The organism is Ruminococcus flavefaciens AE3010, from assembly GCF_000526795.1.
GTDB classification, from domain to species: Bacteria; Bacillota; Clostridia; order Oscillospirales; family Ruminococcaceae; genus Ruminococcus; species Ruminococcus flavefaciens_D.
Window position 1 is genome coordinate 2,634,546 of sequence record NZ_JAGT01000001.1, and the last position, 23,843, is coordinate 2,658,388.

23 protein-coding genes and 1 pseudogene are annotated in these 23,843 nt (G+C 48.5%); 19 read left to right on the forward strand and 5 right to left on the reverse strand.

Going from position 1 to position 23,843, the window contains the following annotated elements; all coding sequences use genetic code 11:
* Positions 1-19 precede the first annotated feature (19 nt).
* The 8 genes from N774_RS0111605 to N774_RS0111640 all read left to right on the forward strand — a co-directional run bounded on the left by N774_RS0111605 (position 20) and on the right by N774_RS0111640 (position 7,564).
* Positions 20-1,387, forward strand: a complete 1,368-nt coding sequence (locus tag N774_RS0111605; RefSeq protein WP_024861402.1) for a citrate/2-methylcitrate synthase — start codon at positions 20-22, stop codon at positions 1,385-1,387.
* A gap of 8 nt (positions 1,388-1,395) precedes the next feature.
* Positions 1,396-1,833: a hypothetical protein gene (locus N774_RS0111610; protein WP_024861403.1), complete on the forward strand. Its 438-nt coding sequence runs from the start codon at positions 1,396-1,398 to the stop codon at positions 1,831-1,833.
* 47 nt (positions 1,834-1,880) lie between these two features.
* Positions 1,881-2,324, forward strand: coding sequence for a hypothetical protein (locus tag N774_RS0111615; protein WP_155250390.1), 444 nt, complete (start codon positions 1,881-1,883; stop codon positions 2,322-2,324).
* A 22-nt stretch (positions 2,325-2,346) separates the two neighbouring features.
* Positions 2,347-3,360 (forward strand): aldose 1-epimerase, encoded by a 1,014-nt coding sequence (locus N774_RS0111620; protein ID WP_024861405.1) that lies wholly within the window; start codon positions 2,347-2,349, stop codon positions 3,358-3,360.
* Between the two features lie 61 nt (positions 3,361-3,421).
* A complete protein-coding gene (locus N774_RS17410; RefSeq protein ID WP_024861406.1) occupies positions 3,422-4,069 on the forward strand; it encodes a YbhB/YbcL family Raf kinase inhibitor-like protein in 648 nt (215 codons plus the stop codon).
* Between the two features lie 201 nt (positions 4,070-4,270).
* Positions 4,271-4,726 (forward strand): hypothetical protein, encoded by a 456-nt coding sequence (locus tag N774_RS0111630; RefSeq protein ID WP_024861407.1) that lies wholly within the window; start codon positions 4,271-4,273, stop codon positions 4,724-4,726.
* Positions 4,726-4,935 (forward strand): helix-turn-helix transcriptional regulator, encoded by a 210-nt coding sequence (locus N774_RS0111635; RefSeq protein ID WP_024861408.1) that lies wholly within the window; start codon positions 4,726-4,728, stop codon positions 4,933-4,935. The genes N774_RS0111630 and N774_RS0111635 overlap by 1 nt, the downstream gene beginning before the upstream one ends.
* 142 nt (positions 4,936-5,077) lie before the next feature.
* Positions 5,078-7,564 (forward strand): GH36-type glycosyl hydrolase domain-containing protein, encoded by a 2,487-nt coding sequence (locus N774_RS0111640; RefSeq protein WP_024861409.1) that lies wholly within the window; start codon positions 5,078-5,080, stop codon positions 7,562-7,564.
* A 327-nt stretch (positions 7,565-7,891) separates the two neighbouring features.
* Here the strand turns inward: N774_RS0111640 and N774_RS18345 are convergent, their stop codons facing one another.
* Positions 7,892-8,329: a DUF4190 domain-containing protein gene (locus tag N774_RS18345; RefSeq protein ID WP_024861410.1), complete on the reverse strand. Its 438-nt coding sequence runs from the start codon at positions 8,327-8,329 to the stop codon at positions 7,892-7,894.
* Between the two features lie 261 nt (positions 8,330-8,590).
* Here N774_RS18345 and N774_RS0111650 point away from each other — a divergent pair, with 261 nt between their 5' ends.
* Together N774_RS0111650 and N774_RS0111655 are read left to right on the forward strand one after the other, a co-directional pair.
* A complete protein-coding gene (locus tag N774_RS0111650) occupies positions 8,591-9,115 on the forward strand; it encodes a TIGR04002 family protein (RefSeq protein WP_024861411.1) in 525 nt (174 codons plus the stop codon).
* Positions 9,116-9,285: 170 nt separating this feature from the next.
* On the forward strand, positions 9,286-9,771 hold the full coding sequence (locus tag N774_RS0111655) for a hypothetical protein (RefSeq protein ID WP_024861412.1): 486 nt from the start codon (positions 9,286-9,288) through the stop codon (positions 9,769-9,771).
* Positions 9,772-9,904: 133 nt separating this feature from the next.
* Here the strand turns inward: N774_RS0111655 and N774_RS19835 are convergent, their stop codons facing one another.
* The 3 genes and pseudogenes from N774_RS19835 to N774_RS0111665 all read right to left on the reverse strand — a co-directional run bounded on the left by N774_RS19835 (position 9,905) and on the right by N774_RS0111665 (position 11,044).
* Positions 9,905-10,147, reverse strand: a complete 243-nt coding sequence (locus N774_RS19835; protein WP_347496232.1) for a YitT family protein — start codon at positions 10,145-10,147, stop codon at positions 9,905-9,907.
* 15 nt (positions 10,148-10,162) lie between these two features.
* Positions 10,163-10,782, reverse strand: a pseudogene (locus N774_RS17420) (YitT family protein); the annotation flags it as partial.
* A 67-nt stretch (positions 10,783-10,849) separates the two neighbouring features.
* Positions 10,850-11,044 (reverse strand): hypothetical protein, encoded by a 195-nt coding sequence (locus N774_RS0111665; protein ID WP_024861413.1) that lies wholly within the window; start codon positions 11,042-11,044, stop codon positions 10,850-10,852.
* A gap of 226 nt (positions 11,045-11,270) precedes the next feature.
* Between N774_RS0111665 and N774_RS0111670 the strand changes: the two genes are divergently transcribed.
* Both N774_RS0111670 and N774_RS0111675 read left to right on the forward strand, forming a co-directional pair.
* Complete coding sequence (locus tag N774_RS0111670) at positions 11,271-12,248, forward strand: helix-turn-helix domain-containing protein (protein ID WP_051463398.1); 978 nt, start codon at positions 11,271-11,273, stop codon at positions 12,246-12,248.
* 52 nt (positions 12,249-12,300) lie between these two features.
* The gene (locus tag N774_RS0111675) at positions 12,301-13,098 is read left to right on the forward strand and encodes a GPR1/FUN34/YaaH family transporter (protein ID WP_024861415.1); all 798 of its coding nucleotides are present in this window, start codon (positions 12,301-12,303) and stop codon (positions 13,096-13,098) included.
* A gap of 176 nt (positions 13,099-13,274) precedes the next feature.
* Here N774_RS0111675 and N774_RS0111680 read toward each other — a convergent pair whose 3' ends face one another.
* Positions 13,275-14,501, reverse strand: coding sequence for a hypothetical protein (locus tag N774_RS0111680; RefSeq protein WP_024861416.1), 1,227 nt, complete (start codon positions 14,499-14,501; stop codon positions 13,275-13,277).
* A 502-nt stretch (positions 14,502-15,003) separates the two neighbouring features.
* Between N774_RS0111680 and N774_RS0111685 the strand changes: the two genes are divergently transcribed.
* The 7 genes from N774_RS0111685 to N774_RS0111715 all read left to right on the forward strand — a co-directional run bounded on the left by N774_RS0111685 (position 15,004) and on the right by N774_RS0111715 (position 23,826).
* Positions 15,004-17,409, forward strand: coding sequence for a glycogen/starch/alpha-glucan phosphorylase (locus N774_RS0111685; RefSeq protein WP_024861417.1), 2,406 nt, complete (start codon positions 15,004-15,006; stop codon positions 17,407-17,409).
* 70 nt (positions 17,410-17,479) lie between these two features.
* The gene (locus N774_RS0111690) at positions 17,480-19,369 is read left to right on the forward strand and encodes a glycoside hydrolase family 13 protein (protein WP_024861418.1); all 1,890 of its coding nucleotides are present in this window, start codon (positions 17,480-17,482) and stop codon (positions 19,367-19,369) included.
* A gap of 14 nt (positions 19,370-19,383) precedes the next feature.
* On the forward strand, positions 19,384-20,088 hold the full coding sequence (locus N774_RS0111695; protein WP_024861419.1) for an AzlC family ABC transporter permease: 705 nt from the start codon (positions 19,384-19,386) through the stop codon (positions 20,086-20,088).
* A complete protein-coding gene (locus N774_RS0111700; RefSeq protein WP_024861420.1) occupies positions 20,085-20,384 on the forward strand; it encodes an AzlD domain-containing protein in 300 nt (99 codons plus the stop codon). Before N774_RS0111695 ends, N774_RS0111700 begins: the two co-directional genes overlap by 4 nt.
* Positions 20,385-20,939: 555 nt before the next feature.
* Positions 20,940-21,425: a terminase small subunit gene (locus N774_RS0111705; RefSeq protein ID WP_024861421.1), complete on the forward strand. Its 486-nt coding sequence runs from the start codon at positions 20,940-20,942 to the stop codon at positions 21,423-21,425.
* 25 nt (positions 21,426-21,450) lie between these two features.
* A complete protein-coding gene (locus tag N774_RS0111710; RefSeq protein WP_051463438.1) occupies positions 21,451-22,659 on the forward strand; it encodes a PBSX family phage terminase large subunit in 1,209 nt (402 codons plus the stop codon).
* 36 nt (positions 22,660-22,695) lie between these two features.
* Positions 22,696-23,826, forward strand: a complete 1,131-nt coding sequence (locus N774_RS0111715) for a hypothetical protein (RefSeq protein WP_024861423.1) — start codon at positions 22,696-22,698, stop codon at positions 23,824-23,826.
* The last annotated feature ends 17 nt before the right edge of the window (positions 23,827-23,843 follow it).

The window sequence follows — 23,843 nt, forward strand, 5'->3', positions numbered from 1 at the left end:
AAGAAAGGGATGACGATACATGAGATACAAATTTTCAGACATCACACCAGAGATCACAAAACTTGCTGATATGTCTCTTGAGGGCTACAAAATAGACCCCGAGCTCTACACACAGTACGATGTAAAGCGCGGACTCCGTGATATCAACGGAAACGGCGTTGTAGCAGGACTTACCAATATCAGTACCATAAAAGTGATAGACAGCGGCGACGGAATGCCAAATCACGGCGACGGCAAGCTGTACTACAGAGGAATTGACGTAGAAGATATCGTCGCGGGCTTCATAAAGGAAAAGCGCTTCGGCTTTGAGGAGACTGTTTACCTTCTTCTTTTCGGAAAGATGCCCTCGGAGCACGAGCTGGCGGAGTTCAAGAAGATACTTGCGGATTTCCGCGAGCTTCCCTCAAACTTTATGCGTGACGTGATAATGAAGGCTCCCACGGACAATATGATGAATACTCTCGCAAAGAGCGTTCTTGCGCTGTATTCATATGATGATAAAGCAAACAATATATCAGTGCCAAACGTGCTGAGACAGAGCATAGAGCTCATAACCCTGTTCCCTGTACTTGCGGTATACGCATACCACGCCTACAGGTACGCAAGACTTGGGGGAGACCTGTTCATACACAGTCCCAAGCCAGAGCTGTCCATAGCCGAGAATATACTTTATATGCTCCGCGAGGACGGGAAGTACACCGAGCTTGAAGCACGCATACTTGACCTTGCACTGGTACTCCACGCAGAGCACGGCGGCGGAAACAACTCCACATTCACTGTCCATGTAGTCTCCTCATCGGGCACCGATACCTATTCTGCCATAGCGGCGGCACTGGGCTCACTGAAAGGACCCAAACACGGCGGCGCAAATATCAAGGTAGCCATGATGTTCGACGATATGAAGCAGAACGTAAAGGACTGGACAGACGAGGAGGAGGTCAAGAACTACCTCAGAAAGCTTCTCCACAAGGAGACCTTCGATAAGGCAGGCCTTATCTACGGCATGGGACACGCTGTGTACTCACAGTCAGACCCCAGAGCCAAGGTGTTCAAGGGCTTTGTGGAGTCTCTCAGCTCCGAAAAGGGCAGACATGAGGAATTTGCACTGTATTCGCTGGTGGAGCGTCTTGCTCCCGAGGTCATAGCCGAGGAGCGCCGCATATACAAGGGCGTCTGTGCAAACGTTGACTTCTACAGCGGCTTTGTATACCGTATGCTGGGCATACCCGACGAGCTCTTCACGCCTCTTTTTGCAACAGCAAGAATAGCAGGCTGGTCTGCTCACAGAATTGAGGAGCTTATCAACTCCAACAAGATAATACGTCCTGCGTATAAGGCAATATCGCCTATGCGCGAGTACACCGACATGGAAAACAGAATGGACTGAGGCAGGCTATGAAAGGTAAGGTCCTTGTAAAGTCGCTGCTTATGGGCATGATATGTCCTGCGATCATATATATTGCCGCAGCAGTCTTTGATGTTATAACACAGGAAAGCAATGCTTCTCTGGTCGTAATGTTTATAGAGGGAGTGCTTCTGTTTATATTGCCTGTATTTTTTCTCATACGTGAAAAGGAACTGGAGCAGCAGTTTCCCACGAAGCTGACAGCGCCTGTTTATTTATTCGGTTATGCGGTCATAACCCTTGTTATGATATATATTACCGATTCGCTGGATATGGATAAGTTATTTGCTCATAAGATTCTCGGCGGTATCGGACTTGTTATTATGTATATTATACTGGCAGGCGGCTTTGTCTGGGCATTGCTGTTCCGCATAGGAGCCCTCATCGTAAAATGCATAAGCAGTGCGCAGGAGAAGAAAAAGAGCTGATATCGAACACATTCACTTGTCCTGAGACAGAAATGAACGTGAGCTGTATGAAAAAGACAGCGCTTCCGCTGATAATATGCAGTATCGTATGCTGTCTGCTGTATGCATGTACAGCCGTACTGACAGACTATATCTCGCTGATCAATCGTTTATTTGACTCGAGCAGCATAGTTTTGCTCCAGATGGGAGCATATTTTGCACTGCCGTTTTTTCTGTATCCTGCGGAGAAAGCCTTCGCACAGGGGGAAAAGGGCAGGGGAGCATTGTTTTTCTGGCTCGCCTTTTCAGGCTGTGCCGCAGGAGTATTTATTTATCTGTTATGGATAGGCTTTATGCGTATAGATACTTCGTCCATGACCAATCCGTCTGAGGTGAGAGCCGTGGGAGCGACCCGCTTATTCACGTTTTTCCTGATGTGTCTCGGGATAATATGGCTATTGATATACAGAGGCATCAGAGCAGTGATAAACTGGTTTAAAATGGATTATTAAAACCGAAAGGAATGTTTTATAAATGAACAACAAAGCAGAATTATTTGACTGGAAAGGCATGACCTGCGTAAAACTCAGCGCAGGCGGCTATGAAGCATGGGTGGCAAACGAGATAGGCTCGAATGTTATCCGACTTCGCGACAACGTTAACGGTCTGGAGTTCTTCCGCTTCAATGAGAACAACGTGCCTGATACCATAAAGCAGTCCGCAGAGGTATGGGGACTTCCCACACTTTATCTGCCAAACCGTTTCGCAGACGGAGTATTGAAGACCTCCGACGCAGTATATCAGCTTCCCGTGAACGAGCCTGCTCCCTATAACAATCATATCCACGGCTTCCTCCACAAGAGAGCCCATGAGGTGGTGGAGTGCAAGGCTGACGACAACTGCGCATGGGTAAAGACCCGCTATATTTACGACGAAAAGGACGAGTTCTTCAAGTATCTCCCTGTACGCTTCACAGCAGAGTACACCTTTACTCTTTCGGAGCAGGGACTTGAGCAGAATATCCGCTTTATCAACACAGACGGCGAAAAGGTGCTGCCTATGTCGCTGGCTTCACATACAACTATCAATTCGCCTTTCGTGGACGGCGCAAAGGAGGAGGATATCCGCCTTTTAGTGCCCATAGGAAAGCGCTGTGAGCTCAACGAACGCTGCCTGCCCACAGAGCAGCTGAAGGTGCCCACCATGCACGACCTTGAATACAGAAACGGCGGAAAGAAGCCTGTATTGCAGGTAGTTGACAACGAGATGTATTTCGGTGAGTACTTGGATATGGACGGTGAGAAGTTCCACGGCGTCATCGCAGAGGATACTGCCAGCGGCAAGAAGCTCTGTTATGAGGTATCCGAGGAGTACGGCTTCTGGATAATCTGGAACGACCGCGGCTTCAATCACTACTTCTGTCCCGAGCCAATGACAGCAATGATAGACGCACCAAACCTGAGCCTGCCTGCTGACGTTACAGGCTACCGCGAGGTAAAGCCCGGAGACGTATTCGAGGCTCACGAAAGATTCTTCACAAAATTATAATACCTGTAGGGCGGATATTGTCCGCCCTCATGATTTTATCAGATACGGAAAGGAACATACTATGAGTTATTCAAGAATAATTGCAATTTTACTCGCATTACTTGCTTTTCTCTTTAATATCGGCTGTACTCAGGAGTCGCCGTCCTCATCTGCCGAGGATAGTACTAAGGCGGCAGTAACTACTGCAGCTCCCGAAACAGAAGCCTCCGCCGACGCTGCAACAGAGGCTGCTACAGCCGCAGAGTCCAAGGAGCTTGATCTGAGCAAGCTGAGCACCTTTGAGCTGAGCTCCGAGGATCTTCACGACGGAGTATGGGACGAGGATATCACCAATACCCTTAACGGCTCCAACCGTTCACCTCAGCTTTCGTGGGAGCCTGTTGACGGAGCAGGCTGTTATGCCATATTCATGGTGGATACCACCGCTTCCAACTGGATACACTGGAAGTCCGTCACCGAGAGCGAGACAGATCTCCCCGCAGGCTGGGCTCCCGAAAGTGAGTACGTAGGACCCTATCCGCCAAAGGGCTATACCCATGACTATGAGATATTTGTAATGGCTCTCAGGGAGCAGCCCGAGAGGATAAAGGGCTCCTTTGACAATTCAAACCCCAAGCTGCTTGAATTTGCAAAGGAAATGGACGGTGAAAACGAGGATAATATCATATCCTACGGTCATCTGACAGGCACTTATACAAAACCCGAATAATATGTAAGGGCGGATATTATCCGCCCGTTTTCATACTCTGATTTGTGATAAATATATCACATAACACAAAAATCATACTTGCTGATTGTGAAATGCGCCAAAAGTGATAGATTTGTCACTTTTTCTGTTGACAAGCTCATATTTAGGTGATATAATTGTCACAGAAAGTGATGAATACATCACATGAAAGGGGTAATCATTATGAAAAAAAGAGTATTGAGCCAGAAAGCACAGGCTTTATCGGAATTCGTATCATCTATGGTGATGATAATACTGTTTATCTGTGGAATGCTTGAAAAGATATACCACACCAGAGTATTTCATTATATTATCAATGTGCTGTCTCCGCTTATCCTCATTGGGATCGTATTTTTTTGTGCTATGTCAACAAAGTACAAAAAGCAGCCAAGTGACGAGCTTTCCCGTGAACTCATGCTGAAAGCCACAGATATCGCAGTAAGAGTTGAGCTTTGCGCAGCATTGCTCGTTGGTATTTTCATGCACCTGCACGGAAACCACAGGCATTTTGAATATTACAGCATCGAGGGCAGTGACGTGTGTATATTCGCTGTCTTTTTGTGCGGAGTATTCTTAGCAGCCAAGAACATTACTTTCCTATGGCTTGACAGAACTCCCAAGGCTGAGGAGGACGAATAATGCCCGAGCTCAAAACAAAACTTAAAGAATACCGTGCAAAGTACGACATGAAGCAGGGAGAGCTCGCCGACCTTGTGGGAGTCCGCCGCGAGACCATAATCCGCCTTGAAAAGGGACTTTACAACCCGTCCCTAAAGCTTGCAATGGATATTGCCAAGGTGTTCCACACGACGGTTGAGGAACTTTTCTCCTTTGATGGTGAAATGTAGGACAATGTGCACAAAAAAGGACTTGAAAAAAATACAACGCAATTTTTGCATATCCTATTGTATTATATGCAAATGTATGGTATAATAATACAAATGCGGTTCGTTGAACCGCTTTTGTCACCAAAAATAAAGGAGTATAATTATGAAGTTCGGATTTTTTGACGACGCTAAAAAGGAATATGTTATCAATTCCCCAAAGACTCCCTATCCGTGGATAAACTACCTCGGCAATCAGGGATTTTTCTCACTTATTTCCAATACAGCAGGCGGCTACTGTTTCTATAAGGACGCACGCCTCAGACGCATTACTCGTTATCGCTACAACAACGTGCCTATCGATATGGGCGGACGTTATTTCTATATCAACGACAACGGAACTGTATGGAACCCCGGCTGGTCTCCTGTAAAAACAGAGCTTGATTCATACGAGTGCCGCCACGGTATGGGCTATACCGTTATCACAGGCAAGAAGAACGACCTCAAGGCTGAGGTGACATTCTTCGTTCCTCAGAACTACGACGGCGAAGTTCAGCAGGTAGTCCTCACAAACGAGGGCAAGGAAGCAAAGAGCTTCTCTATCTTCTCTATCGCTGAATGGTGTCTCTGGGACGCTCAGGACGACTGCACAAACTTCCAGAGAAACTTCTCCACAGGTCGTGTTGAGATCGAGGGCTCCACTATCTACCACGTAACAGAGTACAGAGACAGACGTAACCACTACGCTTTCTATACTGTAAACGATGATATCGACGGCTACGATACAGACCGTGATTCATTCCTCGGAAGCATCTACAACGGCTGGGACAACCCTGCAACAGTAAAGGCTGACAAGCCCTCAAACTCCTTTGCAGACGGCTGGTCACCTGTTGCTTCACACTACAAGAAGGTAACTCTTGCTCCCGGCGAGTCCAAGACCCTTATCTATATCCTCGGCTATGCTGAGAACCCACAGGACAAGAAGTTCGCTGCTGAAAAGCCTGCTAACCTCCTTACAAGAGAGACATGGGTCCTCAACAAGGAAAAGGCTTATGCAATGATCGAGAAGTACAATACTCCCGAGAAGGTAGCAGCAGGTCTTGAAGAGCTCCGCAATACATGGAACAGTCTCCTTTCTATCTTCAAGGTAAACACACCTGATGACAAGGTAAACAGAATGGTAAATATCTGGAACCAGTATCAGTGTATGGTAACATTCAACCTTTCACGTTCCGCTTCTTACTTCGAGAGCGGTATCGGCCGTGGTATGGGCTTCCGTGACTCCAACCAGGATATCCTCGGATTCGTTCACCAGATACCCGAGCGTGCAAGAGAGAGACTTATCGACATCGCTTCAACACAGCTTTCAGACGGCGGCTGCTACCACCAGTACCAGCCTCTTACAAAGAAGGGCAACGCTGATATCGGCGGCGACTTCTCAGACGATCCGCTCTGGATGATACTTTCTGTTGCTGCTTATATCAAGGAGACAGGCGACTGGGGCATTCTCGACGCTAACGTTCCTTTCGATGACGATCCCAACGGCAAGCACACAATGCTTGAGCACCTCAACGTTTCATTCTACCACATTGTAAACAACCTCGGACCTCACGGTCTGCCACTTGCAATGAGAGCTGACTGGAATGACTGTATCAACCTCTCATGCTTCTCCGATACTCCCGGTGAGTCCTTCCAGACCTACACCAACCCCAAGTTCAAGGCAGAGGGCGGTTACTCCAAGATAGCTGAGTCTGCATTCGTTGCAGCACTCTTCACATACACAGGTCCTGCTTATGTAGGTATCCTCGAGCATCTCGGCAAGAAGGACGAGGCTGCAAAGGCTCAGGCTGAGATCGACAAGATGAAGAAGAACGTTATGGAATCCGCTTTCGACGGCGACTGGTTCATCAGAGCTTACGACGCTAACGGCGAGAAGATGGGCTCCAAGGAGTGCGAAGAGGGCAAGATCTTCATCGAGCCACAGGGCTTCGCAGTTATGTCAGAGATCGGTAAGGATCAGGGCGCAGACATCAAGACACTCAACTCCATTGACAAGTACCTCAACTGCGAGTTCGGTCTTGTTCTCAACAACCCTGCATTCACAAAGTACTATATCCAGTACGGTGAGATCTCCACATATCCGGGCGGATACAAGGAGAACGCAGGTATCTTCACACACAACAATGCATGGATAATCTGTGCCGAGGCTTACGTAGGACGCGGTGACAAGGCATTTGAGTACTACAGCAAGATAGCTCCTGCTTTCACTGAGGAGACATCTGATATCCACAAGACAGAGCCTTACGTATACGGTCAGATGATCGGCGGTAAGGACGCTAAGAACTTCGGTCAGGGCAAGAACTCATGGCTTACAGGTACAGCTGCATGGAACATGGTAGCTATTTCCCAGTACATTCTGGGCGTACAGCCTGTATTTGATGGACTCAAGGTAGATCCTTCAATTCCTCATGAGTGGGACGGCTTCACAGCAGTTCGTCAGTTCCGCGGAGCGACCTTCAACATCACAGTTAAGAACCCTGCACACGTATGCAAGGGCGTAAAGACTATGACAGTTGACGGCAAGGCAGTAGAGGGATGCGTAATTCCTGTATGCAATGGCGGCACACACGAAGTTGAGATCGTAATGGGTTAATAAAAAGGGCAGGCTTCACGCCTGCCCTTTTTGCAGCGTGACGCTGCACCCTTGCCACGTTGTCGCTTGTTTCACGCGCTCACTTTTATAAAAACTGCAACTTGTACATCGCTTACGGCGCATTTAAGGGCGGATATTATCCGCCCTTTTGTAATGTACGACCTGTAGGGGCGCCCTTTGGGCGTCCGCAAATCCTGTTATATTGCCGTAAATGTGTAGGGGACGGCGTTCTCGACGTCCCGCAAGTACCGTATTTACCTTAAATGACCGTAAATCCGTGTAGGGGCGGATATTATCCGCCCGAAAAATACGCTCAGCGCGTTGTCGTCAGAAAATATCGGCGAGAAGAGATAAGAGCGCATAAGCTGCGATCAAGCGCAGGATAAATACCACGATAGAAGCGATACCGAGTATTACAGCTGCCTTTGCCATTTTATCGTCGTAGCTCTGCTCGGAGGCGATCTTTCCGACAATTATAGCAGCAATGCCGCAGGCAAGTCCCAAAAACGGAATAACAAATAATAATACAAGCGAAGCTATTCCAAGTACCAGACCAATGATAGAAAGGGCGTTGTCATTTGAAGATGCACGGTTCAATGTGTTATATACTATGGAACATCCGCAGTTGTCACACGCATCTTTAAGCGGGGATATCTCGCTTCCGCATTCACGGCAGTACTTTACTCCCTGTCCCTTTGGAACACCGCATTTGACGCATATAACGGCGAGATCGTCCATTTTGCTGCCACAGTTTTTACAATACATAGCAGGTCTCCTTTCCGATGAATATATTGATGTAATTGTAGCATATATTCGTTTAAATGTCAATAACAGCGGAAAAGCCGCGGATTTCGCAGAAAAAACTATAACTTACAATAGCTCTGAACTATACGTCAACCGCACTACAAAACCGTAGTTGACCTTTGCTATGTTTGTGCAGGATACCACTTGAAAAACGCCATATCAGGTGATATAATAAAAACAACCTAAAACATAGGAATTTAGTATATAAAGGAGCAGATCACCATGACGCGAACCGCTCAGGACACAAAGGTAAGAAGATTAGTGCTGACGGGGCTTTTTTCGGCGCTCATCTTCGTTTTCACAGCCTATATTCACGTACCTACGGGAGCAGGCTACACACACGCAGGTGACGGATTTATCTATCTTGCAGCTTGTATACTGCCTACACCTTATGCGGTTGCGGCAGGCATGATAGGCGGAGCTCTTGCTGACGGACTTACAGGCTTCCCTGTATGGATTCCTGCTACAATAGTTATAAAAGCAATAACAGCGCTGTTTTTCACAAGCAAAAAGGAGAAGATAATCAATCTCCGCAATATACTTGGAATTCTCCCGTCCCTTGCAGTCTGCATAGTGGGCTACAGTCTTTATGAGGGAGTATTCATGGCAGGCGGCTTCAACAAGGCAGCTATTATAGCAGCATTCGGACAGACTCCGTTCTATTCCATACAGGTAGCAGCAAGCGCGGTACTGTTCATTGCGGCAGGAGCGGCTCTGGACAAATCTGGACTTAAAAAGCGGATATAAGCGTAAAAGGACGGCAAAGCCGTCCTTTTTTATATGTAGGGGACGGCGTCCTCGACGTCCCGAAATTGAATTAAAATTAAACGGGCTGTAGGGGACGCCAGCCCCTACATACTTGAATTTTAATACATAATATGGTATAATAGCTTAACAATAACGAGAGGGTGAAAACCATGCTGAAAAAGATACTCAGCGGCGAAGCCTGTGCGAAATGTCAGCTCTGCTGTATATTCGACCGCTACGACGTGTGGGAGACTCCCGTATTTACGGCGGAGCTCTGCGAAAAAATAAAAGCCGCCCGTCCCGATGTGCAGTTTGTCACCAAGGACGGGGGCTACATATTCAGAGTAGGGGAGCTCAGGGGTGACGAGCTCTTTTCGTGTCCCGCACTTACGGAGACAGGCTGCATGTTAGGCGACGAGAAGCCCTTTGACTGCCGTATCTGGCCCTATCGTATAATGGAAGTTGGCGGCAGACGTGCCATAACCTTTGCTTCCATATGCGAGGAGCTCTACCACCGACCGCTGTCCCAGCTGGTGGGACTTCTGAAAGAGGGTCTTGCGGACGTGATATTTGCCTATGCAGACGAGCATCCCGAGATAGTGAAGCCCTACTACGAGGGCTATCCCGTGCTGATGTTCGAGCGTAAGCCGCTTTAAAACCTTGCGCACAGGCGCAAGGTTAAGTTGAGAGTTGAGAGTTGAAAGTTATGGTGTCGCCTGCGGCGACATTATTTAAATAACGTGAGCGAAGCGAACACATTAACTCTCAACTCTACACTCTCAACTACATTCAGGTTTTGTCTTGATTTACGGAGAAAATATCCGCCACCTCGGTCAGGGTGATATAGGCGAGAGGGTCGAGCTTCTGGACTATGTCCTTCATTTTCATGACCTGAAAGCGGTTCACCACAAAATACAGCACAGTGCGCTCGGTTCCCGAGTAGCCGCCAACAGCGCTGATGAGGGTCATGCCGCAGCCAAACTCCGCCATGAGCTGCTCTTTGATATCGTCGGGCTTTGCGGTTATTATCATAGCGGCTTTTTCACGCTGCAAGCCGTCCACGATGTAGTCCACGGTCTTCAGTGCCGCTGCATAGGTCACTATGGAGTACAGGGGCAGTATCCAGCTGTGAATGACAGCTCCGCATATGATGTACAGAACGATATTGTAGACCATAACGAAAGAGCCCACGGACAGCCCGAGCCGCTTTGCGAATATTACCGCCATGACCTCTATGCCGTCCATAGCGCCGCCGAAGCGTATGGCGAGACCGCTGCCTATTCCCGATATAACGCCGCCGAAAAGGGCGCAGAGAAGCAGGTCAGTGCCTGCAAGGGGAGAGGCTATGCTCACATCTATGGGCAGTACGTCCGTTATGAGCCACGCCGTAACAGAGTATACCGCAACTGTGAATATAGCGCAGAATGTGAAGCTTTAAGTCCGTATAGGAAAAGGGGGATATTCAGCGCTATGAGGAATACGGACAGGGACAGTGCGTCGGGAGTTATCTGTGAGAGCAGCATTGACGTTCCCGAAATACCGCTGTCATAGAGCTTTACAGGCGTAAGAAAAACAGTTATGCCGAAAGCGTTTATAATGCCAGCCATTGTCAGCATGAGGAGCTTGAAGGCTCCGATATTCTTTAGCATATGGAGTAGTTTTTTCATATTTGCTCCTTATCTGTATAGGATTTGAAAAAGGGGGCATTTCCCTGACGGAAACGCCCCTTTGCGATCACTTCTTGATCTTGTCAACGATATCCTCTACCTTGTCCTTGACCTTTGCAATGTTTTCCTTGGTAGCGACTTTGCTGATCATGTCCTTAGCCTTATCGATGTTTTCTTTGGAAGCGAGCTTCTCGATCTTTTCATCGGGGAGGTCGATGCCTGTTTTTTTCTCTACTGCTTCTACTGCTTTTTTGATCTCCATAGGGGGATACCTTCTTTCGTAAAATATTGTAATTACATTGTAGCACACTTTTTTCGCAATTGCAATACTTCACGGTGCTTTTTTGCTGTATTTCTGAAAAGTGCGCGAAAAATCGGCGATTGCAACCACCGATTGACAAATTGTAAAGCGCAGTTGCTTGTGTGTAACTGCCCGAAATGATAAAATAAGACCATAGACCACGGGATATTGCCCGAGGAAAAAACATATGGAGGTAACATATATGATACTTGCAGACAAGATAATCGAACTCAGAAAAAAATCAGGAATGTCACAGGAGGAGCTTGCCGAAAAGCTTGGTGTGAGCAGACAGTCCATTTCAAAATGGGAGGGCGCACAGTCCACCCCCGACCTTAACCGTATATTACAGCTGTCGGAGATATTCGGCGTAAGCACAGATACATTATTGAAGGACACCGAGGAGCTCTCAGCGGAATCAGCTTCAGTACAGGAGACGGTTGAGACAGAGCCGCCTCTCCGCAAGGTATCAATGGAGGAGGCAAACAGCTTCCTTGAAAAGAACGAAAAACATTCCATACGCACAGCTATCGGCGTAGTCCTTTGCATACTCTGCGTACTGCCTATGATACTGCTGGAAACACTGGGCGATACAGGGGACGTGATAGGCGTGGCACTGATGTTTATGCTCATATCCGCAGGAGTGGCACTGTTCATCATATCTGGACAAGGTATGAAGCCCTACGAGTATCTTGAAAAAGAGGGCATAGACACAGAGTACGGCATATCGGGCATGGTCAGCGACAAGAAATCAAAGTTCGCGCCCAAGCACACTCTCAGCATAGTTATCGGCGTAGTCCTGTTCATACTGTCCGTTATTCCGTTCATAGTATTTGAGACTGTTCTGAAAGACGGTGACTTTTCCGACGTGATTGGTGCAGCAGTATTCTTCACTATGATAGCCATTGGCGTAGCTCTGATAGTCCGCTCCTCAATAATCATGGGCGGCTATAACAAGCTCCTTGAGGAGGACAGCTTCACCCGTGAGAAGAAGTCCCACAGTCACAGACCTTCTCCTGCGATGACAGTATACTGGTGTTCAGTAACAGCCCTGTATTTAGCTCTGAGCTTCCTCACCAACAGGTGGGACATAACATGGCTCATATGGCCCATAGCAGGCATACTCACACCTGTGGTGCTTATACTCTTCCCAAATAAAGAGAAATAATTGACAAAAGCCCCCCTTTGTGTTATAATTTCCGCAAAGGGGGGCTTATATCATGAAAAAACACGACAAGGACACCATGAACTACGACGAAAACGGCTACTACAGCGGCGAGTCCGACAACAGTGCAGAAAATGGGCTTGCGGAAACATTTAACAAGATAATCGGCATTATGCTGCTGATATGGTTTGCTGTCACAGTAATACTTATGTTAATTCTGTCAAAAACCAGTAATAGCAAAAGTTGGCTGATATTGATACTGTTTTTTCAGCTTTTTGTGGTATTCGGAGTAGGCGGTATAGTGTCGGAACTCATAAAAAATCAAAGATTTCAGAGAGCGCTTCTTCTGCCTGTGGCAATAGGAGCAGGCGGCTGTATCGTCACACTTCTGATACACTACAGCGAGGGCGAAAGACGTGAGTTTATATTGAAGCTGCTTGCGGTTCTGTTTCCTCTGATTTTTGCAGCCATAGGCGTTTTCAGCCTTTACAGCTCATTGAAAGCAAGACTTCATACAAAGAAAGTCTGTACTGAGCTTATAACCGCGAAATGCGTGGACAAAGCCGTTTTTTCCACCACCATAAACGGACGGACTACATATAAATTCGCTCCCACCTATGAATATGAGTACGGTGACAAGGAATACACATCTACGGCGTTCAAGACTCCCGAAGACCGTATTATCGGGGACGACTACGAAATACTGGTAAATCCCGACAAGCCAAAGGAGATATACGACCCGACCTCAGTGGATGCCGGTGTGGGAGGCATGGTCGCTACAGCCATATTCCTGATAGCCCTGCCATTAGCTTTGTCGGGGCTGGCAGCTTATTTCCTGCTCATAAATCCGTAAAGGGATATTTTTGAAAAAGTGAATACAGTGCATGATTATGCGCAAAACTAAAGGCAGACCGAGGGGAGCCCCCTCCGCCGAGATCGTGGCAAAAAATTACCGAGCCTGTAATTTCAGACTCGGTAAGACACGTTTCGGTAAAGGGGTACCCGTTTATTGGGTCTGCCATATTTTTATCAGAGCTTTTTCTTTTCAGCCTCTATCATCTTGATGAGGTCGTCTACCGACATATTTGACGGAGACTTCTTTTTTTCTTCCTGCTCGCTCTTGCTGATTATATCGGAGATATCAGGAGTGCTGCTCTTCTTTGCAGGCTTCGGAGCTGCTGTGGAAGGAGCAGACTGGCTTCTCAGAGGAGTTGTCTTTGGAACGTCGTTCCTTGACATCTCGGCAAGCTGGCTCTTGGAGAGGATACCTGTATTATCGGTGATAGGCTCTGCGGGAGCAGCAGGCTGCTGAGAAGTATTTGTATTTGCGTTCTTGATATTAAAGGTGCCTGTGCGCTCAGCCTCGGCAGTCTTGCGGAGCATTTCCTCTCTGAGGGCGTCTGCTGTGGGAGCTGTAGAAGAAGAGCCGCCAACGTTTCTTGCTGCGAAGGTGCTTTCGGCGCTTCTCTGAGCCTTGAACTGCATAGTGCGCTCTCTTTCCTTCTGGTAAGGAGAATCGGGATTTACCTTCTTCTGGCTGAAGTTCTCTGCGATAGACATCTTCTTGCGCTCAAACTCATTGCTTGGCTGTATCTCCTGAGATGGCTCAAAGAGAGGATTTGCGGACTTGTCGTGGAGATTCTTCTTGCTCTCGGAGATAGCTCTCTGCTTCTCCTTTTCGTCGTACTCGTAGAAGTCGAACTCGTCGTCGAAGTCGTCGTCGCCCTTGCTTGAAGCAAGCTTAGCGATGAGGAAGATAACGAGGAGCACACACGGGAGCACTAAGAGACAGATGATGCCCTTGATGCTTGAAGCGAATCTTATGAGAGCGCCAAGCTCTGCACTTTCGGTGTGACCTGTGCAGATAGCCGCGATATTTTCCTTTGAGATAGAATCCTCGCTGCCCACATTTGTAGCGTCGGCAGTGATATATTTGGTTGAGCCGTCCTCGGCGGTCACAACATCGTAGATGCTGAGGACTTTAAGTGTGTTGGGGTCGTTTGCGGGATAGCAGAGGACTATATCGCCCTTTGCGATGGCAGCGTCCTTTGCGTCGGGAGAGATAAGACAAGCGCCCTTTGTGACGTTGTCGCCCATGTTGTCGGCTTCCTTAACGATGTAAAAGTATCTGCCGAAGAGCTTGGGAGTCTTGCCGCCCGAAAAACCGATATTTACAATGATCGAAACAACGATCAGGAGTATACAAAGTACGATAAGAACGAATTTAAGTACCGAGAAGCGTTTTTTCTTTTCCATAATACATCACCTTTTTTTAATTCTTTTGTTGTCTTTTTCTTTATTTTTTTGTGCCGCAGTCCGTCCCGAAAAAAGTTCGGGGCGCTTACTGCCTTACGGCAGATTTCACGGATAAACTTATTATATCACATAATAATACAAATTTCAAACATTTTCTAAGTTTTATCTTTTAAAAATATAGTAAATATTTCAGAACTGAAATTTAATATGAAATATGCACAAATCAGACTGCTGAAATCCTGTTCTGTAGTCAAAATGCACAATATAGACCCTATCTGTTCGGGAGCATATCAGGCTCGGTTTGGTGAAAAACTGCAATATATAAAATCAGTGGATAAATATTTGTTGAAATAACCACTTGAAAAATCAGATAAATCATAGTATAATTTTAATGTATATTGTTTGTATGGATACAGGCTTAAATCACTATAAATGGCGGTATATCACGCCGATATTATACAAGCAGTAAAAACGTCGCTTAGCGGCAGAATGGAGATAAGATATGGCTACAAAAAAAGCAAACCCTCTTATGGACAGGATAAGAGAAGAATTCCCGAGGAAGCTCCAGCTTTTATACAGCGTTTCTCCAGAGGAAGCTTCTGACAAGCAGGTTTACCATGTTCTCTCGTCGATAATCGTAGAGATACTCGGTGCGAAGAGGCAGAGCTTCATAAATCATACCAACTCTGTTGGCGGCAAGCAGATATACTACCTTTCAATGGAGTTCCTTATGGGACGTTCACTGAAGACCAGCATCTACAACCTTGAGCTGGCAGACGGCGTAAGGGATATGCTCAAGCAGTACGACATAAACCTTGATAAGATATACGAAAACGAGCCCGACGCAGGTCTGGGCAACGGTGGTCTGGGCAGACTTGCAGCCTGCTATCTTGACGGCCTTGCTACAACAGGCTTCCCTGCAATGGGTCATTCAATATGCTATGAGTACGGCATTTTCCAGCAGAAGCTGGAGGACGGCTGGCAGACAGAGCTTCCCGATAACTGGCTCCCCGGCGGTTCGGTATGGCTGGTGCCAAAGCCCGAGCTCTCCATTGATGTTCACTTTGAGGGCGACCTCAACGAGTACTGGGACAATCAGTACCACTACATCTCACATGTCAACTACAATACCGTAGTTGCAACACCTTACGACCTCTATGTTTCGGGCTACGGCAGCGACGGAGTATCAGTGCTTCGTCTGTGGTCTGCAAAGGCTCCTAACTTCAATATGGAAATGTTCAACAAGGGCAGATACGATGAAGCCCTTGCACAGAACTCTATCGCAAACGCTATCTCAAAGGTGCTCTATCCTAACGATAACCACCTCGAGGGCAAGAGCCTCCGTCTGCGTCAGCAGTACTTCCTCTGCGCAGCTTCTATCGGTGACATCGTAAACTCACATATGAACGTTTACGGCACACTTGAAAATCTTGCCGACAAGGTGGCTATCCACATCAACGATACCCACCCGACTCTCGCTATCCCCGAGCTCATGAGGATACTTCTTGATGACTGCGGCTACAGCTGGGAAAAGTCATGGGACATCGTAACACGCACATTTGCCTACACAAACCACACTGTAATGGCAGAGGCTCTGGAGAAATGGGACGTAAACCTTGTAAAGACCGTTATCCCGAGAATATTCTCCCTTATAGTTGAGATAAACAACCGCTACTGCCAGTCTCTCATGGAGAGAAACGGCGGCGACAGCGCAAAGACCACTCGCATGTCCATAATCAAGGACAATCAGATACACATGGCTTCACTCTGCGTTGCGGCTTCACACAGCGTAAACGGCGTATCAAAGCTCCACTCGGAGATAATCAAGCAGTCCGTTTTCCATGACGAGTACGAGAACACTCCCGAGAAGTTCAAGAACGTCACAAACGGCATCGCATACAGAAGATGGCTGTATCAGTCAAATCCCGCCCTTACAGAGCTCCTCACCGAGACTATCGGTCCCAAGTTCATCAAGGACGGCGCTGAGCTTGAAAACTTCAGGAAGTTCGAGAATGACAAGGAAGTCCTTCAGAAGCTCATGGCAGTAAAGAAGGAGAACAAGGAAGCTTTTGCAAAGTATGTAAGGAACGAATCCGGCATTGAGCTCAATACCGACAGTATCTTCGACGTACAGGTAAAGCGTCTCCATGAGTACAAGAGACAGCACCTCAACGTAATGAATATCCTTGCGGATTACGCATATCTTCTCAATGACCCCGACGCACCCTTCACACCAAAGACCTACATCTTTGCGGCAAAGGCAGCTCCGGGCTACTATCTTGCAAAGCAGATAATCAAGATGATATGGGCTATCTCCGAGGAGATAAGAAAGAACCCCAAGATAAGCCGGAAGCTCTCGGTAGTATTCCTTGAGAACTACTGCGTAACTCTTTCCGAGCATCTCATGCCTGCTTCGGACGTTTCCGAGCAGATATCACTTGCAGGTACAGAGGCTTCGGGTACGGGTAATATGAAGCTCATGCTCAACGGCGCAGTTACACTGGGTACTCTTGACGGAGCTAACATTGAGATAAAGGAAGCCTGCGGCGACGACAACATCGTTATCTTCGGCATGACAACTCCTGAGGTAAACGACCTCCGCTGCAGAGGCTACAATCCCTGTGATTACTACAACGGCGACCAGCGCATCAAGGAAGCTATCGACCGCATGTACCACGGCATAAACGGCTGTACCTTCAACGATGTTGCAAACTCACTGAAGGACAGAGATCCTTACATGGTGCTTGCAGACTTTGACAGCTACCGCAGGGCACAGCAGTACATCACAGAATGCTATAACGACAAGATGAAATGGGCAAAGATGTCCCTGAACAATATCGCAGGCGCAGGAATCTTCTCCGCAGACCGCGCAGTGACCGAGTACGCACACAATATCTGGCATCTTTGATGACAATTTATAAGGGGACGTTGGCTTCTTCGTCCCCTTTTTGAATGATGATTAACGGAGTGTTTTTGACATGAGACCTATCTATGATACATGGAATTTAGGCTATAAATCAATATTCGGAGCAGTAAGGCAGTTCGAGACCTGTCGTTTCACCATAAGGCTCCCCAAGGACGTAAATCCTGATTTTTCGCCTGTACTGGTGCTTTTCAGAACGGGCTTCAAGGAGCGTTTCATCAGCATGAACGAGGTAGTCGAGGAGGAGGACTGCTTTGCGTATACGGCTTCATACGACGCAAGGTATACCGACGTACACTACTATTACTTCTCATATACAGAGGGCGGCACACGTCACTATGTCAAGAAAGTGAATCTCCATGAGGGCGGACTTGACCACGGCGAGATGTTCCAGCTCACTGTCTACGGGAGCGACTATGAGACTCCCGATCATCTCAAGGGCGGAATTATGTATCAGATATTTCCCGACCGCTTCTGCAAAAGCGGCAAGTCCAAGGAGAATATCCCCGAGGGACGCATACTCCGTGATGACTGGGGCGGAACTCCGCTTTATAAGCCCGACGAGCACGGTCACGTATGGAACAACGACTATTTCGGCGGAGACTTTGCAGGCATACAGTCCAAGCTTCCCTATCTGAAAAGCCTTGGCGTTACCTGTATCTACTTAAATCCCATATTCGAGTCTCACGAAAATCACCGCTACAATACAGCCAATTACATGAGAGCAGACCCGCTTCTCGGAACCAATGACGAGTTTGAGGAGCTCTGTCGCGAAGCCGAAAAGTACGATATATCGGTAATACTTGACGGCGTATTCTCACATACAGGCGCCGACAGCGTTTACTTCAACAAGTTCGGACGCTATAAGGACGAGCTTGGCGCATACCAGTCCAAGGACAGCAAGTACTACGACTGGTACAGCTTCATCGAGTACCCCAATGTGTACGAGGCATGGTGGGGGATCGATACTCTCCCCAACGTTAACGAGAACAACGAGGACTATACCGAGTTCATCTGCGGCGAGGAGGGCGTGCTCCGCTACTGGCTTGACAAGGGCGCGGCAGGCTACAGACTTGACGTAGCCGACGAGCTCCCCGAGCAGTTCCTTGTAAACCTGAGAAAATGCGTAAAGGGATATGACAAGGAAAAGGTAGTCATAGGCGAGGTCTGGGAGGACGCTACCAACAAGCTCAGCTACGGCGTGAAGCGCCGCTATCTTCTGGGCGACGAGCTTGACTCAGTAATGAACTATCCTTTCCGCGAAGCCATAATGAACTTCCTGAAAGGCGGCAAGCCCATAGACTTTATCAACTCTGTCATGAACATTGTTGAAAACTACCCCAAGCCCACCATAGACGTGCTTATGAACTTTGTATCCACCCATGATATCGAAAGAGCCATAAACCGTCTGGGCGGCGACGACTGCGAGGGCAAGAGCAAGGAATGGATGGCGGAGAGATACCTGACTCCCGAGCAGTATGCTCACGGTAAGGAGCTTCTCAAGGCGGCAATGGCGCTGATGTACTTCCTGCCCGGCATACCAAGCATATACTACGGCGACGAAGCAGGACTACAGGGCTACAAGGACCCATTCAACCGCCGCTGCTTCCCGTGGGGAGAAGAGGATACCGAGCTCATCGAGTATGTTTCGGAGCTCAGCCGCGTGAGAAAGTCCATACCAAACATGAAGGACGGAAGGATATACTTCGTCATCAACGAAAAGGAAACTCACGACAGCCGACTTATCGGCTTTACAAGACAGGGTCAGAAGCAGGATTACATCATCTTCGTCAACAGGAGCGGCGACGTGGTAAAGCTGGAGAATATGAGCGGAATACTCAGCCGCTTCACCGATATACAGCCATTCTACGGTGAATTTATGGATGACGCAATAACCGTTCTGCCCTATGATTATACTATTGTAAAGGCAAAATTTGTTAAGTAATCGGAGAATATGAATTGAAAAGCAGATTTTTGCGCGGAATGTCACATGGGATACCGATATGTCTCGGGTACTTATCGGTATCCTTTGGTTTTGGCATATTAGCGGTCAAAGCGGGACTTTCCGTGTTTCAGGCGTCACTTATCTCTGCCACCAACCTTACATCGGCAGGACAAAAGGCAGGACTTGACGTAATAGCGGCAGGCGGAGCCCTCATAGAGATGGTGCTTTTACAGCTCACTGTCAATATCAGGTACTCCCTCATGGCGCTTTCACTTTCACAGAAGCTGGACAAGAGCTTCACCACACCACACAGGTTTTTGGCTTCATACGGTATAACCGACGAGATATTCGCGGTGTGCTCGGCACAGAAAGAGCCTATAACTCCCGCTTATATGTACGGAATGATATTCATTGCGGGTCTGGGCTGGATAGTTGGTACAGCTCTCGGAGCAGCGGCAGGAGAGCTTCTTCCTGCGGCGGTGAGCACGGCAATGGAGATAGTGCTCTACGGAATGTTCATAGCCATAGTCATACCCCCTGCGAAGAAGCAGCACGGCGTACTTTTTGCGGCAGTCATAGCGGCAGCTCTCAGCGTTATGTTCAAGTTTGCAGTCCCCGCACTCAGCGAGGGCTTTGCCATGATCATCGCGGCAGTTGTATCCGCACTGATGGCAGCGCTTATCTTTCCAATTAAGGAAGAAGAGGAGGCGGCTGCATGAGCATATTGATATACATAGCGGTAATGGCAGTAGTCACCTACCTGATACGCATGCTGCCCTTTGCCTTTTTCAGAAAGAAGATAAAGTCGCGGTTTTTCAGGAGCTTCCTGTACTACATACCCTATGCGGTACTGAGCGCCATGACCATACCCGCTATATTTTATACAACACATAATATATGGACGGCAGTTGCAGGCACGGCAGTAGCATTGCTGCTTGCATTTTTGGAGATGCCGCTGATAGTGGTAGCCCTTGCGGCTTCGGCAGCGGCGTTTATAGTAGGATTATTCATGTAAAGGACGGCTTATGCCGTCCTTTTTGCAGCGTGACGCTGCACCCTTGCCACGGTGTCGCTCGTAAACTCGCTTACTATGTTGTATAACGTTATTCTGCTTTCGCTCGCTGGCACTAACATTGAAATTAACATGATATATTTTGTAGGGGCGCGTTCCGCGCGCCCGTGAATTGAGAATGGAGAATTGAAAATTGAGAATGTAGGGGACGGCGCAGCTAACAGCTGCACGTACCCTCTGTCAGCTACGCTGACATCTCCCTACACTGTAGGGAGTCACTCGACGTCCCGCCAATAACCGTAAAATTTCAAATGACCAATTGTAGGGACGCCCAATGGGCGTCCGCAGATTTCGATGATATTAACACGGGCTGCCAAAGGCAGCCCCTACAGTATGATGAATGTGCAAAATGCACTAAAATATCAGCTGCGTTTTGTCTATTCATACAAAGCTGAAAATTATTTTTCTGAAATTCAATATCTTTGCATTGAAAAAGACCTCTTTCCGACGCTTATATGAACGGTGGTTCGTAAGCGAACGAAAGGAGGTCATATTTTTTTGAACAGAAACACTAAAGCAAAGCTTAACTCATTCTGCTGCAATTACGTTGTCCTCGGCAGTGCTGAGGAGGCGGCGGTACGCGCAGGCTTTCCCCGTGAGACTGCTCTCTCGGAGGGGATAGAGCTTCTTAAAACAGAGGAGTGCCGACAGCTGATAGCGCAGCTTCGGGAGGTGCTCACCGACAGCGGAAGCGTAGCCGCAGGACTCAAAAGGCTTGCATTCGGCAGCTGCACCGACGCGGTGTATCTGGTGTTTGCGGACGAGCTTCCCCCTGCGGAGGTCATCGGAAAGCTTGACCTGTTCAACGTTTCCGAGATAAAGCGGGTAAAGGGCGGCGGAGTTGAGGTAAAGCTCTTTGACAGAATGAAGGCGCTGGAGAAGCTGTTCGAGCTGGAAAATGCTTTCAATGACCGCGGCAGGGCGGAAAGCCTTATAAAAGCCCTTACTGCGGAGGAGGAGAGTGAGAGCCTTGACGATAATTGAATTCTCACCTAAGCAGCGCCTTGCCATGAAATGGTGGAATATGCGGAGCTACGGCGACCGCGACGCCATTATATGTGACGGAGCTGTGCGAAGCGGCAAGACTCTTTCCATGTCGCTGGGATTCATATTCTGGGCAGGCAGGTGCTTCGACGGAGGGGCTTTTGCCATGTGCGGCAAGACCATAACGTCCCTGCGCAGAAATGTCATAACTCCCATGCTTCCTTTGCTGGCAGACTACGGCTTTACCGTCCGCGAAAAGGTCAGCAGCAACTATTTCGATATGACCTTCCTCGGCAGGACCAACAGGGTGTACCTCTTCGGCGGCAGGGACGAGAGCTCCGCGGCGCTGATACAGGGAATGACTCTTTCGGGAGTATTCTTCGACGAGGTTGCACTCATGCCCCGCTCATTTGTCGAGCAGGCACTGGCACGCTGTTCGGTCAGCGGCTCAAAGATGTGGTTCAACTGCAATCCCGACAATCCGTCCCACTGGTTCTACAATGAGTGGATAAAGAAGATACGGGAGAAAAACGCCCTGTATCTCCACTTCACCATGGACGACAATCCCTCTCTTTCCGAGAAGGTGAGGGAGCGCTACAAGCGTATGTATTCGGGAACGTTCTACGACCGCTTCGTGCTGGGAAAATGGACTGCCTCACAGGGCGTGGTATATCCCATGTTCAGCGAAAAGCAGCATGTTTTCAGCGGTGATGTGGACTGCGAGAGATTTGTCATCTCCTGCGATTACGGCACGGTAAATCCCGCCTCATTCGGTCTGTGGGGACTTCATGACGGAGTCTGGTACAGACTGGCGGAGTACTACTACTCCTCAAAACGAGAGGGAGCATGCCGCACCGACGAGGAGCACTACGAAGCTCTTGAGGAGCTTGCAGGCAGCAGGCACATCGAAAAGGTCATAGTAGACCCATCGGCGGCAAGCTTCATCGAGTGTATACGCCGACACGGAAGATTCCGTGTGGTAAAGGCGGAAAACGATGTTATATCGGGTATCCGTCAGGTGAGCTCCGCACTGAAGCAGGGAAAGCTCAGATTCCACGAATCATGCAGGGATATACTGCGGGAGTTCGCACTTTACAGCTGGAACGAAAAGGCAGGGGCTGACGCTCCAATAAAGGAAAACGATCACGCAATGGACGATATGCGCTATTTTGTGGCGGATATGGTCGATCAACACAGCGGCAGCGAATTTATTGCCCTGTCTGTATCCAGATAAAAACCACCGTTCACAGATCATAAGACAGGAGGAAATATGAAGCTTTTTCAGAAGAAAACGCCAAAGGCTGCTGTGGGGCTTATCGGTACCCAGAGGGGCAGCTGCGAGAGCTTTGCGCTCCCTGCGTCAGTGCAGCCCTTTGAAAAAGAGCTCTACGACAGGCTTCGCTGTGCAGTACCTATCATAGACGCCGCCATTATGAAGATAATCAGACTAACAGGCGGCTTTCATGTAGTCTGCTCCGACGGGGAGTACCAGCAGGAGCTGGACAGCTTTCTCGGCAGTGTTCCCGTAGGACTTACGGGGCGGTCTGTGGGCTGCTTTGCGGATAACTTTCTCGACAGCCTGCTCACCTACGGCAGCGCTGTGGGAGAGATAGTCACAGACAGCGAGCAGCAGTGCATCGCAGGGCTGTGGAACGGGGATATATCCCGTGTCCGCATAACGTCGGGAGCAGACCCGTTCAGCAGAAGCTATACCGTCCGCACCGAGGACGGCAGCTCCCGAAAAATAGCTCACCCCGAGCGCATACTCTATGCCGAGCTCACAGGGGGACACTCCCTGCTGCGAGGGCTCCCGTCACTCAGCGGTATCCTTATGAGGATATACGAATGTATCGGTCAGAACTTCGACCGTGTTGGAAATGTCCGCTATGCAGTGACCTACAAGCCTGCAGGAGAAGCAGGTGACATGATGTACTCGAGGGAAAGGGCTCAGCAGATAGCCCGTGAATGGGCAGACGGCATGAACTCGGCAAAATACGGACAGGTCAAGGACTTTGTTGCGGTGGGTGACGTTGATATAAAGGTCATCGGAGCCGAAAATCAGCTTTTCGATACCAATGTGCCCGTAAGGCAGCTCCTTGAACAGCTCGTCGCAAAGCTCTCGATACCGCCGTTTCTGCTTGGGCTCTCATGGAGCTCAACGGAGCGAATGTCCTCTCAGCAGGCTGATATACTCACCTCTGAGCTGGAGTACTACCGCAGGCTGCTCACTCCTGTGATACGGGACGTGGGCGACGCATATCTGGCTTCTATAGGAGCGGAGGCGACCTGCTCTGTTGAGTGGGACAACATCAATCTACAGGACGAAACAGCCCTTGCAGAGGCAAGGCTGAAAAACGCACAGGCGCGTGAGATAGAAATGCGCCTTGAAAACAATGAATGATAACGGAGGATATGAAT